13 protein-coding genes are annotated in these 16,498 nt (G+C 43.5%); 8 read left to right on the top strand and 5 right to left on the bottom strand.

The window, feature by feature from the left end:
• The first annotated feature begins 213 nt into the window (after positions 1–213).
• A complete protein-coding gene (gene pabB / locus R7E00_RS16335) occupies positions 214–1,578 on the top strand; it encodes an aminodeoxychorismate synthase component I (protein WP_213961917.1) in 1,365 nt (454 codons plus the stop codon).
• A gap of 364 nt (positions 1,579–1,942) precedes the next feature.
• On the opposite strand, the gene R7E00_RS16330 is transcribed toward pabB, so the two are convergent.
• On the bottom strand, positions 1,943–3,643 hold the full coding sequence (locus tag R7E00_RS16330) for an ATP-binding protein (protein WP_005388280.1): 1,701 nt from the start codon (positions 3,641–3,643) through the stop codon (positions 1,943–1,945).
• 7 nt (positions 3,644–3,650) lie between these two features.
• A complete protein-coding gene (locus R7E00_RS16325; RefSeq protein WP_005388282.1) occupies positions 3,651–4,190 on the bottom strand; it encodes a heme NO-binding domain-containing protein in 540 nt (179 codons plus the stop codon).
• A gap of 231 nt (positions 4,191–4,421) precedes the next feature.
• On the opposite strand from R7E00_RS16325, the gene R7E00_RS16320 reads away from it, so the two are divergent.
• From R7E00_RS16320 to R7E00_RS16300, 5 genes are all read left to right on the top strand, one after another.
• A complete protein-coding gene (locus R7E00_RS16320) occupies positions 4,422–5,021 on the top strand; it encodes a CoA pyrophosphatase (RefSeq protein WP_005376901.1) in 600 nt (199 codons plus the stop codon).
• Positions 5,022–5,366: 345 nt separating this feature from the next.
• Positions 5,367–6,620, top strand: a complete 1,254-nt coding sequence (locus R7E00_RS16315; RefSeq protein ID WP_005388284.1) for an aromatic amino acid transport family protein — start codon at positions 5,367–5,369, stop codon at positions 6,618–6,620.
• 97 nt (positions 6,621–6,717) lie between these two features.
• Complete coding sequence (locus R7E00_RS16310) at positions 6,718–8,079, top strand: L-serine ammonia-lyase (protein WP_262606225.1); 1,362 nt, start codon at positions 6,718–6,720, stop codon at positions 8,077–8,079.
• A gap of 211 nt (positions 8,080–8,290) precedes the next feature.
• Positions 8,291–10,006 (top strand): EAL domain-containing protein, encoded by a 1,716-nt coding sequence (locus tag R7E00_RS16305; protein ID WP_262606224.1) that lies wholly within the window; start codon positions 8,291–8,293, stop codon positions 10,004–10,006.
• Positions 10,007–10,100: 94 nt separating this feature from the next.
• Complete coding sequence (locus tag R7E00_RS16300; protein ID WP_169628564.1) at positions 10,101–10,568, top strand: GNAT family N-acetyltransferase; 468 nt, start codon at positions 10,101–10,103, stop codon at positions 10,566–10,568.
• An 89-nt stretch (positions 10,569–10,657) separates the two neighbouring features.
• Here the strand turns inward: R7E00_RS16300 and queD are convergent, their stop codons facing one another.
• Positions 10,658–11,020, bottom strand: a complete 363-nt coding sequence (queD, locus tag R7E00_RS16295; RefSeq protein WP_005376896.1) for a 6-carboxytetrahydropterin synthase QueD — start codon at positions 11,018–11,020, stop codon at positions 10,658–10,660.
• A 293-nt stretch (positions 11,021–11,313) separates the two neighbouring features.
• Here queD and R7E00_RS16290 point away from each other — a divergent pair, with 293 nt between their 5' ends.
• Positions 11,314–12,939, top strand: a complete 1,626-nt coding sequence (locus tag R7E00_RS16290) for a methyl-accepting chemotaxis protein (RefSeq protein ID WP_025767294.1) — start codon at positions 11,314–11,316, stop codon at positions 12,937–12,939.
• A 189-nt stretch (positions 12,940–13,128) separates the two neighbouring features.
• Complete coding sequence (asnS, locus tag R7E00_RS16285; protein WP_017636101.1) at positions 13,129–14,529, top strand: asparagine--tRNA ligase; 1,401 nt, start codon at positions 13,129–13,131, stop codon at positions 14,527–14,529.
• A gap of 91 nt (positions 14,530–14,620) precedes the next feature.
• Here the strand turns inward: asnS and R7E00_RS16280 are convergent, their stop codons facing one another.
• Both R7E00_RS16280 and R7E00_RS16275 read right to left on the bottom strand, forming a co-directional pair.
• Positions 14,621–14,845, bottom strand: a complete 225-nt coding sequence (locus tag R7E00_RS16280) for a hypothetical protein (protein ID WP_017636102.1) — start codon at positions 14,843–14,845, stop codon at positions 14,621–14,623.
• 98 nt (positions 14,846–14,943) lie between these two features.
• Positions 14,944–16,335 (bottom strand): PLP-dependent aminotransferase family protein, encoded by a 1,392-nt coding sequence (locus R7E00_RS16275; RefSeq protein ID WP_154204464.1) that lies wholly within the window; start codon positions 16,333–16,335, stop codon positions 14,944–14,946.
• Positions 16,336–16,498: the final 163 nt, after the last annotated feature.

Here is a 16,498-nt window from a genome sequence, read left to right as displayed (position 1 = left end):
GAGCTTATTGCTCTTTTGAGCTTCGTTTTTTATAAACAATTGTCGAACGGCTGATATCGACACACGAAATGCTGAAGTTGCCTACTTGTAAACCATCTCAAAACCCTATGAATAGAGGGAGTTTGGCTATACAGAGGAATATGATACTCTTGCTGCCCATGACATGCCATGCAGTGAACGATCTCTTTGTCACAAATTACACAAATGAACAACATGGACAATCAATTCATTGATTTTAAAGCGCTGGAATACGCACCAGAGTTTGCTCTTCACCTTTTTTCTCGCATTCAACACCTACCTTGGGCGATGTTGCTGCGTTCTGCATCAAAAACGCATATCGATAGCCGCTTCGATGTGTTGGTCGCCAACCCAATTGCAACGTTAGAAACCACTGCCGACAACACACAAGTTGAAACGCCATCGAATGCCTATTCAACTCAAGATGACTCATTCACGCTGCTTCATCAGTTGCAAGAACAGTGGCTTCCTCACGTTGAGTTAAATAAGGAGTTGGATTTGCCTTTTGTTGGTGGTGCGCTCGGTTACTTCAGTTACGATTTAGGTCGCCGCGTAGAAACGATGCCAGAAGTGGCAGAAAAAGATCTCAACACGCCGGATATGGCGGTAGGTCTGTATGAATGGGCCGTCGTTGTTGACCACAAGCTTAAAAAAGCATGCTTAGTTGGTCAGAATATCGAGCAAGCTTGGCAGTGGTTAAACGAGCAAAAAGCAGAACAAACCGTTGACTTCGCTTTGTCTGGTGCTTGGCAGTCAAACATGACGAAAGAGAGCTACGCCACTCGCTTTGACAAGGTGCAAGAATACTTGTTGAGCGGTGACTGTTATCAGATCAATTTGGCGCAGCGCTTTAACGCACCGTATCAAGGCAGCGAGTGGCAAGCGTATCTGAAATTGGAGTCCGCCAACCAAACGCCATTCTCAGCGTTTATCCGTATGCCTGAGTCTTCGATTTTGAGTATCTCTCCAGAGCGCTTTTTAGAGCTCAAAGATCGCGTCATTGAAACGAAACCAATCAAAGGTACTCGACCACGCAGCGAAGATCCAAAGAAAGATAACGCTAATGCCCATGACTTGCAGACAGCGGAAAAAGATCAGGCAGAAAACCTGATGATTGTCGATTTGCTGCGTAATGATATTGGTCGGGTTGCATCACCGGGTAGCGTTCACGTGCCAAAGTTGTTCGATATTGAAAGCTTCCCTGCCGTGCATCATTTGGTGAGCACCATTCGTGCAAATTTGGATGAACAATACGCTCCTGCGGATTTGCTGCGAGCGTGTTTTCCAGGTGGTTCAATCACGGGAGCACCTAAAGTTCGCGCAATGCAGATCATTGAAGAACTGGAGCCGCATCGACGCAGCGCGTATTGCGGCAGTATTGGCTATATTTCACGCCATGGTCGTATGGACACCAGCATTACTATCCGAACTCTTGTAGCGGAAAAAAACAAACTTTACGCTTGGGCTGGCGGCGGCGTCGTGGCAGATAGCGATTGCGCCTCTGAGTATCAAGAAACGTTGGATAAACTTTCAAAGATTTTGCCAGCGCTGCAATCGTAGATTTCAACCGTGGACAACGTCGCTTTAATGCTATTGACGAAAACAATCTAAAACGCCTCCAGAACGGTAATGCCGCTCATTTAACAGCGAGTGGCATATTTCTGTATCTCATCACCCTGCACAGCGACGAAGGAGCGTGATACAGGTTCTTCTATTCAAGCACTTTGTGGTCAAATTTGTTTCATTACCCGCTCATCGTGCTGCTACTAGATTCTCAGTCTCGCCAAGGCTCGCTAGAATGACCCAAAAAACATCGTTAAATGATCGGCATTATCCAGTGTGGTGCGTTTTTTTGTGTGTTTTATTTGCATGTACTTTAGCTTTTAGCCGTTGGCCAACAAACATACTTTTTAAGAGACAGCGTCTACTGCTCAAGCCACTTACACATAATCTGTTCGATATCGGTTGCGGTGTACGGCTTAGTGAGGATGTCGTCCATGCCTGAATCAATGCACTTTTGACGCTCTTCGATGGTAGTGCCAGCGGTTAATGCAATAATAGGATGAGTAAAGCCACGCTCTCTCAGATACATCGTCGCCTCATAACCATCCATTTCAGGCATTCGGCAGTCCATGAATATCAGTTCGTAGTCTTTACTTTTCACCGCTTCTAATGCTTCTTTTCCGTTGGCTTTTAAATCAGGTGTAATGTCGAGTTTTTTCAGCATTTGAGTAACAATGACTTGATTCATTCTGATGTCATCAACCACTAATATTGAGCGTCCTGCTAAATCGCTTCGCTCTATGGTGACCAATTCCCCCTCTGCTGTGCCTTGTGCTTGCCCTTCCTCAAGAGGAATAGCAACTTTAAAAGTTGTCCCTTTGCGCTCTTCACTCTCAAAGCTAATTTGACCTTGCATCAAATCCACGAGGTTTTTACAAATCGCGAGACCTAAACCTGAGCCTTCAAAGCTGCGTTTCGCCGAGCGATCAACTTGGACAAATGGATCAAAGAGTGACGGCTGTGCTTTTATTGGGATGCCAATACCAGTGTCTTCAACCTCAAAATAAGCCGTGCCGTTAAGCCATTCCACCCGTAACACGACACCACCCAAGTGAGTAAACTTAATCGCGTTTCCCACCAAGTTAACCAAAATTTGTGTAATGCGCTCTAAGTCACCGACTAAAAATTCAGGGATCCCCAGCTTTTTGTCGATAGAGAAATGGATGCGTTTTTCCGCAGCCTTAGCTGCAAATACACCCATGATGGCTTTTTCAAGCTCCTCCCAGGCAAAAACTTTATGTATGATTTCCATCATACCGGCATTCATCTTACTGAAATCAAGAAGATCATTAATGATAACTCTCAGTAAGTCCCCTGATTGAGTCAAATTGCTCAAGTATTGACGCTGCTCTTCTTCTAATTGGGTTCGACTCAATAACTCCGCACTACCCAATACGCCATTGAGAGGAGTTCGCAGCTCATGGTTAATCATGGCGACAAACTCCTTCGTCGCTTTTTCTGATTCCTCAGCCCGCTTTCTCAGCTCGACCTCTCGCTCTAAACTTAAGTGTCGACCAATAACACCATGAACTAAGTCAGACACGAGCTCCATCTGTTTGGAAATAAAAGACTGATCGATTTGATCTTGCAACACAGAGAAAATCAACTCCCCAACCGTTTCCCCATCAATGATAACTGGCAAATGCAAATTCTCTCCCTGCCAATTAGGAGAAGTTAAAATCTCGTTGTTATGACGAAGCTGTAAGTGACCAAAGTGATGACGACGCAATGAGCTCAGCTTTGTAGCGTCAAGAAACAAGTAAGCCGCAGAAATGATCGAGTTAGAAGTGAGCTGCTCAATAAAGCTCGCTATCATTGCTTCATCGAACGTGCTCGATAAAAAAGTACGACCGAACTTAATCAACGTGGCATCAATTTGCTCTTCAAACTCAAACTTACGCAGATCCTTTTTAGATTTCAGCTCCAGCTTTTTCAATGCAACACTGAGTTGCTGGTTGGATTCATATAACTCTAAGCTTTTCTGTTCCAACAGCTGCTCAGCTGCTTTTCTTGATGCAACTTCTCGTTTGAGTTTCCTTTCTAATGAGGAACTTCCCGTCATATTGTTCTTATTGAGCCTCTAACCAAAAACGTACTTTGCTGCCATCTTCTGACTGGTTTTGATGTTTGATATGAACTACCTCACCAAAATGTGCAGCACAACCTTTTATCAATCCTAAGCATACGTGAGACATACATCTTGCGCTGTGGTAGTCAAATACCAATTGGGATTGGTTTTCACTAATGAAATCAAATTGCGGAGGGTTAGCATCAGGATAAAGCTTCTTAACTTCGACATGAATAAAGTCTTCAACATGGCGAACAAATTGAAACGTCGTTTCACACTGTTGCAAACTGGCGTGACTAGGAATGGAGCGAAGTAAATTCAAAAAGACGCACTCTCCAAACACCTCTTGTAGTTGCTCGGGCGGAACACCAGATACTTTACTGAGATTCACGATCAACTTAACTAAGTCTTTGTGATCGTAACTACCAACAGCGGTGTAAACACCTTCATCGTTAGAAAGATCGAGAACTTGGTCTAACACATCAAGACCGAATTTCTCTTCTACTAACTCCATGAACTCGGTGAAAATAATCCCTTTCATTGGCCAATACTTGCCCTATAGTGACGTCCTAAAATAAAGAATGGTGTATAACCTTATAAGTTTCAAATTAATATGTTCAAGCAGAGTGAGACACACAACACAAAGAGGGAAAGTGCTGGCGAGTGTTTTAATGTGAATGCTTTATTTGGCAACCAGTAACGATAACGCCATACGCTTTGCCGTCTTTGAGTATAATAAATAATGGTTAGGCACGATAAATAAGGACTCAGTTTGGTTATCGACAAAACTCATTTACTACAGAACTTTCAATTTCGGCTTCCAACGGGCTACCACAAAGAGTCCCTTGCACGACTGAAATGGATGAAAGAAAAGTCCCTGAGAGATGCGGCAGTCTTAATCGGTTTTGTGGAACGCGATGACGGGTTACAAGTCATTCTGACTAAGCGTGCAGCCCACTTACGCCATCATCCGGGACAAATCAGCTTTCCCGGTGGCAAATATGAGCAGGAAGATATTCAGCTCGTGAATACAGCTTTAAGGGAAACCAAAGAAGAAGTTGGGATAGAAGATGAGCATATTCATGTGTTTGGTCAACTGCCTACACTACCAACGATTAGTCAATTTAATGTGACACCTTTTTTGGCTTTTGTTTCTCCGGAATATAAAACGCATATTGACCCAAATGAAGTAGAGTCAGTTTTTGAGGTTCCTGCCAACCATATTCTGAACCCCAAAAAATTGTATAGCACCAAATTTGACCTAAAAAGAAGCAGTCATCGTGTATTTGCTATCCCATATAGACAGCATTTCATCTGGGGCATGACGGCACAAATTATCGAATCAATGCAAAAACATATTATTTCACATTAAACAGTTGTTGATATCGGTGCTTTTATAGGCGCGATCATTATGCGCATCAATATTAATAAAACGTTGCTTCATAAACATTCATTCACATTAGATTAATTTTCCATTTTCACCGCAAACGCTTGCGGTGAAATAAATTTATACAAACAGCCCTATTGATAAGTTTTTCTAATTTTACTCATTAGCAGAAATCACGAGTAGCACATCATTTTCGTGATAAAAAGCAGGTTTTTGACATATCATTCAATAAGCGTAAGCAATAAATGATTTAGATCTAATTTTCCTAGTGTAAAATCTTGCAAAATTACTCCCGACTTATTTCCTGTTCCCAAAATGAGTAACTAAAAAATGAATACAACTACTTCTGCGGTTTCTACCGCACAATCGTCTAGTAAGTTTTCTTACAAAGACTTTACCTGGTGTCTGTCCCTTTTTGGTACGGCAGTAGGTGCAGGTGTACTGTTTCTTCCTATTAAAGCAGGTGCAGGTGGCTTTTGGCCATTAGTAATCCTAGCCCTAATTGCAGCACCAATGACTTGGTTCGCACACAAATCTTTAGCTCGTTTCGTTCTTTCTGCGAAAAACCCTGAAGCGGACATCACCGACACAGTAGAAGAGCACTTTGGTAAGACTGGCGCAAACCTTATTACGTTCGCTTACTTCTTCGCTATCTACCCAATCGTACTTATCTACGGTGTTGGTATCACAAACACAGTTGACTCTTTCCTAGTTAACCAAATGGGCATGGAATCTATTCCTCGCTGGCTACTTTCTGGTGCACTTATTGCTGCAATGACAGCAGGCGTAGTATTCGGTAAAGAGCTTATGCTGAAAGCAACTTCAGCAATGGTTTACCCTCTCGTGTTCATCCTACTAGCTCTGTCTGTATACCTGATTCCTGGTTGGAACACTTCAATGATGGAAGTGTCGCCTGACTGGGGTGCAATGCCAGCTATCGTATGGCTAGCAATCCCTGTTATTGTGTTCTCTTTCAACCACAGCCCAATCATTTCTCAGTTCTCTAAAGAGCAACGTCGTGTATATGGTGATGACGCAGTTAAGAAAACTGACGCTATCACTGGTGGCGCAGCAATGATGCTGATGGGCTTTGTTATGTTCTTCGTTTTCTCTGTTGTACTTTCTCTGTCTCCAGAGCAACTAGCAACGGCGCAAGAGCAAAACATCTCTGTTCTTTCTTACCTAGCAAACGTGCATGAATCTCCACTGATCTCTTACATGGGTCCATTGGTTGCTTTCGCAGCGATCACCTCTAGCTACTTTGGCCACTTCTTAGGTGCGCACGAAGGTCTAGTTGGTCTAGTGAAATCTCGTTCAAAATCACCAGTAAGCAAGATCGAGAAGATGTCTCTAATCTTCATTGTAATCACAACTTGGATCGTTGCTATCGTTAATCCAAGCATCCTAGGTATGATTGAAACAATGGGTGCACCGATGATTGCGGCAATCCTATTCTTGATGCCAATCTTCGCAATGCAAAAAGTTCCTGCGATGGCTAAGTACAAAACTTCAGCACCTGTGCAAATTTTCACAGCAATCTGTGGTCTTGCTGCAATTAGTTCTGTAATCTACGGCGCTCTTTAATCATCTCTGCCCAGTGCAGTATGATTAATCCAAAAATATAACGATAAAATTAAGCCTCCCAACTCCCCTTGGGAGGCTTTCTTCTGAGGTAATCGATATGATTAGTGTTTTTGATATCTATAAAATCGGTGTTGGACCTTCAAGCTCACACACTGTAGGCCCAATGAAAGCGGGTAAAGAGTTTATTGATGATCTTCGTGCAATGGGAAAACTGCGCGACATCACTAAAATCACCGTTGACGTTTATGGATCACTATCACTGACAGGGAAAGGTCACCACACAGATATTGCTATCATCATGGGTCTTGCAGGCAACACTCCTGAGAAAGTTGATATCGATTCTATCCCGGGCTTTATCGCTCGTGTAGAAGAAACTGAACGCCTTCCTGTTGGCATGCACTGTCACACAGTATCGTTCCCACGTGAAGGTGGAATGAACTTCCACAAAACAAACCTAGAGCTACACGAAAACGGCATGCAGATCCACGCTTGGATTGATGACGAAAAGGCGCACTCAAAAACTTACTACTCTATCGGCGGTGGTTTCATCGTTGATGAAGAAAATTTCGGTAAAGAAGCTGAAAACCCAGTAAAAGTACCTTACCCGTTTACAACGGCAGAGGAACTGGTTAACCAATGCCACGAAAGTGGATTGTCCATCAGCGCACTAACCATGAAGAATGAGCATGCGCTTCATTCAGATGAAGAAACTCGTACTTATTTCGCAAACATCTGGCGCACAATGCGCGAGTGTATGGATCGCGGTATGAATGAAGAAGGTATTTTGCCTGGTCCACTGCGTGTGCCTCGCCGTGCAGCAGCACTTCGCCAGCAGCTACTTACTTCAGAAAAGACAACAAACGACCCAATGTCTGTTGTTGATTGGGTAAACATGTTTGCTTTCGCAGTAAACGAAGAGAACGCAGCAGGTGGCCGCGTTGTTACAGCACCAACTAACGGTGCGTGTGGCATCATCCCTGCGGTACTGGCTTACTACGATAAGTTCATCCAAACTGTGACTGAAAAAGATTACATCCGTTACTTTGCGGCTTCTGGCGCAATCGGTGGTCTTTACAAGCGCAACGCGTCTATCTCTGGTGCTGAGGTTGGCTGTCAGGGTGAAGTTGGCGTGGCATGTTCTATGGCAGCAGCAGGCCTTGCTGAGCTTATGGGTGGTAGCCCAGAGCAAGTGTGTATGGCAGCAGAAATCGCGATGGAGCACAACTTAGGTCTAACGTGTGACCCAGTTGCAGGTCAGGTTCAGGTTCCATGTATTGAGCGTAACGGTATTGCGGCAGTAAAAGCAATCAACTCTACTCGCATGGCACTACGTCGCTCTTCAGCTCCAACTGTTTCTCTAGATAAGGTTATCGAAACCATGCTAGAAACAGGTAAAGACATGAACGCGAAATACCGCGAAACATCTCAAGGTGGTCTAGCAATCAAAGTGATTTGCTAACACGCCTTTCTGAATACCAATCAAAACCCGAGTCTGTGCTCGGGTTTTTTTATACCTAAAAAACCCAGGAAAATGCGTTATCAGGACAAGTAAAAAAAACCTAAAACGTTGAATATATCCAAATATTATGGATATCTCAGTAAAAAATCACATCTCTTCCCTAGCTTTATTGATAACGTAGCCAAAAATTAAACTTGGAGCACATCAACACATGATTAGGTTTGAAATTGGAAACCAAATCTGCGTTTGCTTGTCCGAAAACGAAATATCTCTAGAGCTCAATCAGTCACTCCACCACTCCATTCCTGTCAACCCAAATGAGTACGCCATTCTGTCAACTATCGCCACATACGGCAGTTTAAATACGCCGATTAGTCAGCGGTTAATAGAAAGCAAAATCACTCAACAATACAAAATGACACTGCCTGAAAATGGCTTTAAAAACGCGGTGGCCGCTCTAAGAAAGAAATTTCGCAAGCTCACGGAAGAACACTTAACCACTAACAAAAACATTATCGAAAACATTCACCGGACCGGATACTTCATCCCTTTTACTATGCAAAACAACCATCAGAATGGCATCGAACATCAACAGAAGATCAATCAATACACAACCAATAGTCTTCGAAAAGCACTTCGTATTTGCCTGCGTAATAAAAAGATCTATTCACAAGCGATGTGGGTTGTGTTGATCACTGCGATCATTTTCTTTGCTATCTGTTACTACACGATAAACAGCATCGTTAAACATAATTATCTGGATAACGCCTTCGAAATTGCAGAGAGCCTTTCCCGCAGGAGTTGCTTTGCTAATGAAAGCGAACTGAAGTCGCTATTTGATAATGTGAAGTTGGTGGAATCGAGCATGATGCTAGATCGTTTCAATATTCGATGCTTAGTCACTCCAGAAACCGTTGTCCCTGTCAGCAAAAAAGCCTTTGAAGAGTGGAGTAACAATAACAATTACACGACCCAATCATTTGACTTAAATAACGCAACTGTTTTGGTTCGTGTTAAAAACATTAACTTATCCGACAATGTTGAAAATCATATTTCACGTTTTTTTCTTTCCGGTATGAAGCTATCAACGAATACCGGAACGTCGTTAGAGATTGGTAACACCAATGAACGCTTTTTCAATTATCACGTAAAGAATAGTGGCTATAAAGAGGTGTATTACATCTCTGGACCGTTTCAAAGTATCATTCTACTGAGCTTACTTTTTCTCATTATACTGCGTCACCGCTCCCTACAAGCCTTTATGGCTTACTTGTGCGCAATTCGACAATTCAAAATAAAACTGGAGCCGATTTATAACACTTCGGCACAAAAGATTGTGCACTACGAAGCCCTCTCCCGGTTTAAGGTAAAAAATACGCAACGGTTTATTGAAACACTGATCCGCAATGGATTGCTGCTAACTCATACCTTACTGGTGATTGATTCCATCTACACCAAGCAAAAAGCGTTGCCCATCCCTATCAGCATTAACGTTTGTCCTTCTTTGCTGCGAGGGCGTAACTTTTCAATCCTATATAGAGAGCTATCTAATCGGGATTGCCGTTTGCTGACAATCGAAATCACAGAAAATGCATCGATGTACTATACCTCTGAGATTTATGGCAATGTCGCGAAACTAAAAGCTCTGGATTGTAAAATCAGTATTGATGACTTTGGCACCGGCAATAATAATGTGGCGCTTATCAGCAAGCTGAATCCGGACTATCTCAAAATCGACCGAGAATTTGTTATTGGCCTAAAAACTGATGATAAAAAGATAGAAACCTTGCGTCAGTTAATTGCTATGGGTAATACGTATCGCTGCACGGTCATTGTTGAAGGCGTAGAAACCGCAGACAGTGCTCACTTACTCACAACATTGGGCGCATACATTCACCAAGGTTATTATTACCCTCTTCATTGCTAGCTTTTCTTCACTCGGTTAGTTACTTAAAATAGATCTAATACTCTATAAAAACTCGTGGTGGCATAAAGGTATGCCGCCAATTTGTGATTGAGCGATGATTGCGATTAAACCCACCAAACTGAAAGATTTTTCAAGTTTGATGCAATTGGATGTGCAAGAAGAGCAAAAAGGATTTTTTACACCGTTTGAAATGGCTTATCAAAAACGTAGTAAGTCAGAGGCGTTGTTTACGATTTATTCTGATGACCTATTAGTAGGCTATCTTGTTATCGATAAAGGTTTCTCCCAACATGCGCCGTTTGCTAAACGATACGAACTGGAGCTTAAGTACTTGATGATTGATCAACGTTTCCAACGTCAAGGGGTTGGGAGTGAGGCATTGCGTAAACTGTTCCTTTATGCGTATACCATTAACCCTAAAAGCACTTCTCTTTGCGCCACTGTCCCACAAAGTCAGCAATACGCTATCAGTTTTCTTGATGCGTGCGGATTCATTAATACAGAGGAAACAACATTGGGTGATAATGAAAAAGAATGGATTCTACGACACCCATTAAGCTAGCTGGTGAAGCATAATCAAAATTGGGCCATTCAGATACAACAAAGGCAAGCTTCTCGCTTGCCTTTGTTTAATGCTCAACAGAAAGTGACTTATTCGCCTTTGTAAATACAACCCGCTGTGCACGTTTCTTTGATTTCTACTTTACTTAGCAGTGGTAAGCTTGGCTTAAGCTGCTGCCAAATCCATTTTGCTAACACTTCGCTAGTCGGGTTCTCTAACCCTTCAATGTCGTTTAGGTAGTAATGGTCTAAGCGATTGTAAATTGGTTTAAATGCAGCTTTGATCTCTGCAAAATCCACTACCCAACCTGTATGTGGATCAACTTCACCTTCTACATAAAGACGAACAAGGAAAGAGTGTCCGTGCAAACGACCACACTTGTGACCTTCTGGTACGTGTGGCAAATGGTGTGCAGCTTCGAACATAAACTCTTTGTATAATTCTGTTTTCATCTTGATTCTCAGGCTTTAAAAAGACAGGCAATACTAAGGAATTCGCTGCCAAGAGACAAGCGTTACCCCATACAAGCGTAGCAAAAACTTCCGCTTGTTCCTGGCCTCTTTGCTATCACTCACACCAAAGCGCCGTATTTCTGTCACGCGCCAAACATTTGATTACACAGCACTCACATCACAATTACATATCCCCAACATGTGTGGGGTCACAATCATTCATTTCGTTGTTCGCAGTGCGCATTTGTGCACATTAATATTGTGCAGTTCGTTCCAATTACACTTATAAATTTATGCGCTCAACTATCACTTTTAAGCTCTTACTGGCGTTAATTGCTGTCTTCAGCTGCGTTCTAGCTGCCTCTACGGCTTACCAATACCATCAACAAAAAACCTTAATCAATGATGTTCTTAGTGAACAACTCCATGATAAGGCTAGTAATTATTTCGATAGCCTAAATATGATGATGCTTACGGGCACCATGTCGCAAAAAGAAACCTTACGTCAAAAGGCCCTGGCCCAAGAAGGCATTGAAGCAGTTCGCGTGTTGCGAGCTGATACTGTGACCAAACTTTACGGACCTGGGCAACAAAACCAGCAGCCTGTCGATGATATTGATCAACGAGCGTTGAATGGTGAACTGGTGATTGAACCAATCTCAGCCGATTGGGGCAAAGGGTTAGTAGTCGCGCTACCAATGAAATCGAGCGAAAATTACCGTGGCACCAACTGCGTTTCTTGCCACGTTGCACCAGCAGGAGAAGTGTTGGGCGCGATTCGCTTGGAATACAACATGAATCATGTCAATTCAATGATCAGTAAACAGGCAATGTTTGCGATGGGAATAATGGCCGTAATCGCATTTGTGGGCTTCATCATAACGATGAGTTTGATTCAAAAAATCATTGTACGACCAATTCAAAGAACGTCGAAATTCATGTCGAATGTGAGCCATAGCAAAGATCTATCTCAACGACTTATGCATCACCAACAGGATGAAGTGGGCCAACTTTCTACAGCCATCAATTCATTCATGGATACGGTCTCCGAAAGCTTAGAACGTGTGCAAGACACCTCTCACTCACTTGCCGACTCCGCGAGTAAACTAACTGCTGTCGCGCAGTCCACAGATAAAGCGGCCAATAACCAACAGCTAGAGACCAACGAAGTACAAAGTAATATCACCGATATGTTGCAGCAACAAACTGCGGTTGAGGACTCGACTAATAATGCTACTGTTTTGGTCAATCACACCGTTGATGTCGCCACTCATAGTGCAAGCCAAGCACACAACGTCAGTGAAGACATCAAACAACTAGTAAGTAACATTGATACCGTACGGGAAAAAATCAGCTCTCTAAACCAGAGAACCGAAGAAGTGTCGTCCATTCTTGTGGTTATTAAGGGTATTGCAGAACAAACCAATCTGCTCGCGTTGAATGCTGCTATTGAAGCCGCCCGTGCCGGAGAGCAAGGACGCGGTTTTGCGGTCGTCGCGGAAGAAGTGCGTAACCTGGCTTCTAGGACGGCTGAAGCCACTGGTAATATTGAACATATCATTTCTCAATTCCAGCAAGGAAGTGAAGAGTCATTAACTTCTGTTGATACCGTCTGCCAGTTTGCTCATCAACGCTCTGTCGATGTCGAGGCACTATCAGCCACAATGCATAACGTTGTTGACGAGATGCGCCAAGTGCTCAGACATGCAGAAGATATCCAAAACCAGACGCAAACCACATCTGATGTAAGTCAGCATATTCAATCTAAAATAGATGTGATCACACTGCATGCTAACGACACATCGCAATCAGCATCGCACACGCGTGATATTAGTGTTGATTTAGAGCATCTATCCGAACGTTTAGAGCAATTACTAAACCAATTCACACTTTCAGAGCACAAAAGAGTGAATAAATAGAGAGATTCTCCCCATCAAAACGAATATAAAGGTTGATGCGAGCGAATTGACAGGTAATATGTCTCGTTGAATCTGTAAAATGCTACCCAACTCAGCGCTTAGCTTGTTTTTTGAACAAAAATGTTATTAGACAAGTACTTTAAGTAAGCGTTGAGTTGAATTTTTACCTCAATGGAGAATATTGAAAACATGACTTACGCGCCTGTATCAGACGTATTGAAAGGTCAGCTAGCAGTAGACAGCGAAGTGACTGTTCGTGGCTGGATCCGTTCACGTCGTGATTCCAAAGCTGGAATCTCTTTCCTTGCCATATATGACGGCTCTTGTTTCGACCCGATTCAGGCCGTGGTCCCAAATAATCTTAATAATTACGAAGACGAAGTATTAAAGCTAACGACTGGCTGCTCTGTTGAAGTAACTGGTAAGATTGTTGAATCTCCTGCAAAGGGTCAAGACTTCGAACTTGCTGCCACTGACGTTAAAGTGGTTGGTTGGGTTGAAGATGCTGAAACTTACCCAATGGCAAAAACTCGTCACTCAATCGAGTACCTACGTGAAGTTGCGCACCTTCGTCCGCGCACAAACGTAATCGGTGCAGTAGCACGTGTACGTAACTGCCTATCACAAGCAATCCACCGCTTCTACCACGAGCAAGGTTACTTCTGGGTATCTGCGCCGTTGATCACGGCTTCAGATGCTGAAGGCGCTGGTGAAATGTTCCGCGTATCTACGCTAGACATGGAAAACCTTCCTCGCACTGACGCTGGTAAAGTGGACTACAACGAAGACTTCTTCGGTAAAGAGACGTTCCTAACCGTATCTGGTCAGCTAAACGCAGAAGCTTACGCTTGTGCGCTAAGCAAAGTTTACACTTTCGGCCCTACTTTCCGAGCTGAAAACTCAAACACAAGCCGCCACCTAGCAGAATTCTGGATGGTTGAGCCTGAAGTTGCGTTCGCAGAACTGGATGATGTAGCGAAACTGGCTGAAGACATGCTCAAGTACGTGTTTAAAGCGGTGCTTGCAGAGTGTCGCGATGACCTTGAGTTCTTCGCTCAACGCATCGACAAAGAAGCAATCACTCGTCTAGAGCAGTTCGTTTCTTCTGACTTCGCGCAGGTTGACTACACTGACGCAATCCAGATCCTTCTTGATTCAGGTCGTGAGTTCGAATTCCCAGTTGAATGGGGTATCGATATGTCTTCTGAGCACGAGCGTTTCCTTGCTGAAGAACACTTCAAAGCACCTGTAATCGTTAAGAACTACCCGAAAGACATCAAAGCATTCTACATGCGTGCTAACGATGACGGTAAAACAGTTGCAGCGATGGACGTTCTAGCACCGGGCATCGGCGAAATCATCGGTGGTTCTCAGCGTGAAGAGCGCCTAGACATTCTAGATGCACGTATGCGTGAAGTGGGTATCGATCCTGAACATATGAGCTGGTACCGCGACCTACGTAAATACGGTACAGTGCCACACGCAGGCTTCGGTCTAGGCTTCGAGCGCCTAGTATCTTACGTCACTGGTATGGGCAACGTTCGTGACGTGATCCCATTCCCACGTACTCCTCGCTCTGCGAACTTCTAATCACTTTTTAGTGATATCGAATTAAAAAGACCTCCCATGTGGAGGTCTTTTATTTTGTACGAATGATTTTCTAGCAACCGGTGTATGCACTCTAGTTGTTATTTTCGTCGTCATCCTCATCTGCTCGCGCTGCGTATTTTACTCCAACCACACACAAGCCAAACATCACAAATGGGATAACGGCAGCAGTGTATTCCGTCCAAACCATATGAGAAAAAGATTTCGCCAATATCAAGTGTGCAAACACCAACAAAAATGCGCTAAAAATAGCAACACCCATCAACCTAAGTTCATGCTTTACCAACTGCTTTTTCATTACGGCTCCTAACCTAAATGGTTGTCTGCCCATGATTGAAACACAGCTTCGGTATCGTCCACTGATACAGTTTGAGCAAAAAACAGGTAAACAGTTGGCTAATGAAGTAATTCTCCGACCGTCTTCACGGCTTGTTCTAATTCATCATTTACAGGTAACGATGTATTAAGCCTCAGGTAGTTCTCATAATTTGGAGCGACAGAAAACAACTGACCAAATGCTACAGTGATGTTCGCTTCCAATAACTTCTGATAAATCGCTTTTCCGCACTTTGTTTTCGGCAGTTCTATCCAAAGAAAATAGCCGCCTTCCGGTTGCGTGTAACGAATCGATTGGGGAAAGTACTTATCAACCAGTTCAATAAACGCCAATTGCCGCTGCTCAAGATTCTTTCGCAGTTTTCTAAGATGGCTATCATAACTATCGTTTTGCAAGTAATGCGCGATACCCTGCTGGATTGGTGCACTGCCTGACAACGTCGAGATAAGTTGCAGCTTTTGAAGTTGCTCATTGAAGCGTTTGTTTACCACCCAGCCCAGCCTATAGCCAGGGCAAAGGCTTTTTGAAAATGATCCACAATGCAACACGCGCTCTTGTGTATCAAAAGCTTTAAGTGAGCTTGGCTTTTTTTCAGAAAAATAAAGCTCTGAATACACATCATCTTCGATCAAGTACACATCGTATTTATCAGCCAGTTCGACGATACGTTGCTTCTGCCCGTCACTTAATAAGGTTCCTGTTGGATTGTGAAAGTTAGTCATTAACCAACATGCGCGAACATCATTGTCGGCAAAAGTCGCTTCAATTTGATCCACTGAATGTCCAGTTAACGGATCCACCGTTATTTCTATCGCCTTTAGACCTAAACGTTCAATCGCTTGAAGTGCGCCATAAAACGTCGGTGATTCAACTACAACAGTATCTCCAGGCTGGGTCACGGCCTGAAGGCTCAAATTCAACGCTTCTAATGCGCCAGAAGTAACGACAATATCATCATGGGTAAACACCATACCTTGTTGGATGTACCGTTGAGCAATCAAACGGCGTAGAGACTCACAGCCCGGCGGCAAGTTATCCAATAACGTCTCTGCCCCCATCTTCCTGCCTGAGCTGGCTAGGTTGCGGTTTAGCGCTTCTAATGGGAACAATGCTGGGTCTGGAAACGCGGAGCCAAACTTCACCGCATTCGGTGAGGCCTGATTTTTGAGGTAGTCGTAAAGTTCATCGTTGATGCTAGAGCGATAAACGGAAGTGGCTGGAGAACTCGGTTCGAAGCGGTCCAACTCCGCAGTCACAAAGTATCCAGACTGAGGTTTCGCTGCGACCCAACCTTGTGCTTCGAGCAACTGATAAGCTTGTAATACCGTACCTGCGCTGACAGAATGGTTTCGGCTTGTTACACGCACTGATGGCAGCTTTTCCCCTGCTCTCCATGTATTTTGCTGAATCTGCGTTTTGAACAGCTCAGCCAGTTGACGGTATCGGTTCATGTTTCCCTCATTTCACTTACAGCCGCACCATAGCATACTTCGCGCCAGCATTCTGATATGGGAGTATTCAATTTAGCAACGTAATTTATCAAGCTTATCAATAGATATTTCAGCCACGAAGTGAGCGTTTATATCCCATACTTTGACTGTTACACACATATTG

It is taken from the genome of Vibrio sp. Vb1755, from assembly GCF_033338635.1.
Taxonomy (GTDB): Bacteria; Pseudomonadota; Gammaproteobacteria; order Enterobacterales; family Vibrionaceae; genus Vibrio; species Vibrio alginolyticus.
The sequence above is the reverse complement of the archived record's forward strand: the minus strand, read 5'-3'. Positions and strand labels throughout refer to the sequence as shown.

Excerpts from the sequence above, each read along its gene's own strand:
- pabB (WP_213961917.1), top strand. The coding sequence starts at position 214 with ATGGACAATCAATTCATTGATTTTAAAGCGCTGGAATACGCACCAGAG.
- R7E00_RS16330 (WP_005388280.1), bottom strand. The coding sequence starts at position 3,643 with ATGACGGGAAGTTCCTCATTAGAAAGGAAACTCAAACGAGAAGTTGCA.
- R7E00_RS16325 (WP_005388282.1), bottom strand. The coding sequence starts at position 4,190 with ATGAAAGGGATTATTTTCACCGAGTTCATGGAGTTAGTAGAAGAGAAA.
- R7E00_RS16315 (WP_005388284.1), top strand. The coding sequence starts at position 5,367 with ATGAATACAACTACTTCTGCGGTTTCTACCGCACAATCGTCTAGTAAG.
- R7E00_RS16310 (WP_262606225.1), top strand. The coding sequence starts at position 6,718 with ATGATTAGTGTTTTTGATATCTATAAAATCGGTGTTGGACCTTCAAGC.
- R7E00_RS16305 (WP_262606224.1), top strand. The coding sequence starts at position 8,291 with ATGATTAGGTTTGAAATTGGAAACCAAATCTGCGTTTGCTTGTCCGAA.
- R7E00_RS16300 (WP_169628564.1), top strand. The coding sequence starts at position 10,101 with ATGATTGCGATTAAACCCACCAAACTGAAAGATTTTTCAAGTTTGATG.
- queD (WP_005376896.1), bottom strand. The coding sequence starts at position 11,020 with ATGAAAACAGAATTATACAAAGAGTTTATGTTCGAAGCTGCACACCAT.
- R7E00_RS16290 (WP_025767294.1), top strand. The coding sequence starts at position 11,314 with ATGCGCTCAACTATCACTTTTAAGCTCTTACTGGCGTTAATTGCTGTC.
- asnS (WP_017636101.1), top strand. The coding sequence starts at position 13,129 with ATGACTTACGCGCCTGTATCAGACGTATTGAAAGGTCAGCTAGCAGTA.
- R7E00_RS16280 (WP_017636102.1), bottom strand. The coding sequence starts at position 14,845 with ATGAAAAAGCAGTTGGTAAAGCATGAACTTAGGTTGATGGGTGTTGCT.
- R7E00_RS16275 (WP_154204464.1), bottom strand. The coding sequence starts at position 16,335 with ATGAACCGATACCGTCAACTGGCTGAGCTGTTCAAAACGCAGATTCAG.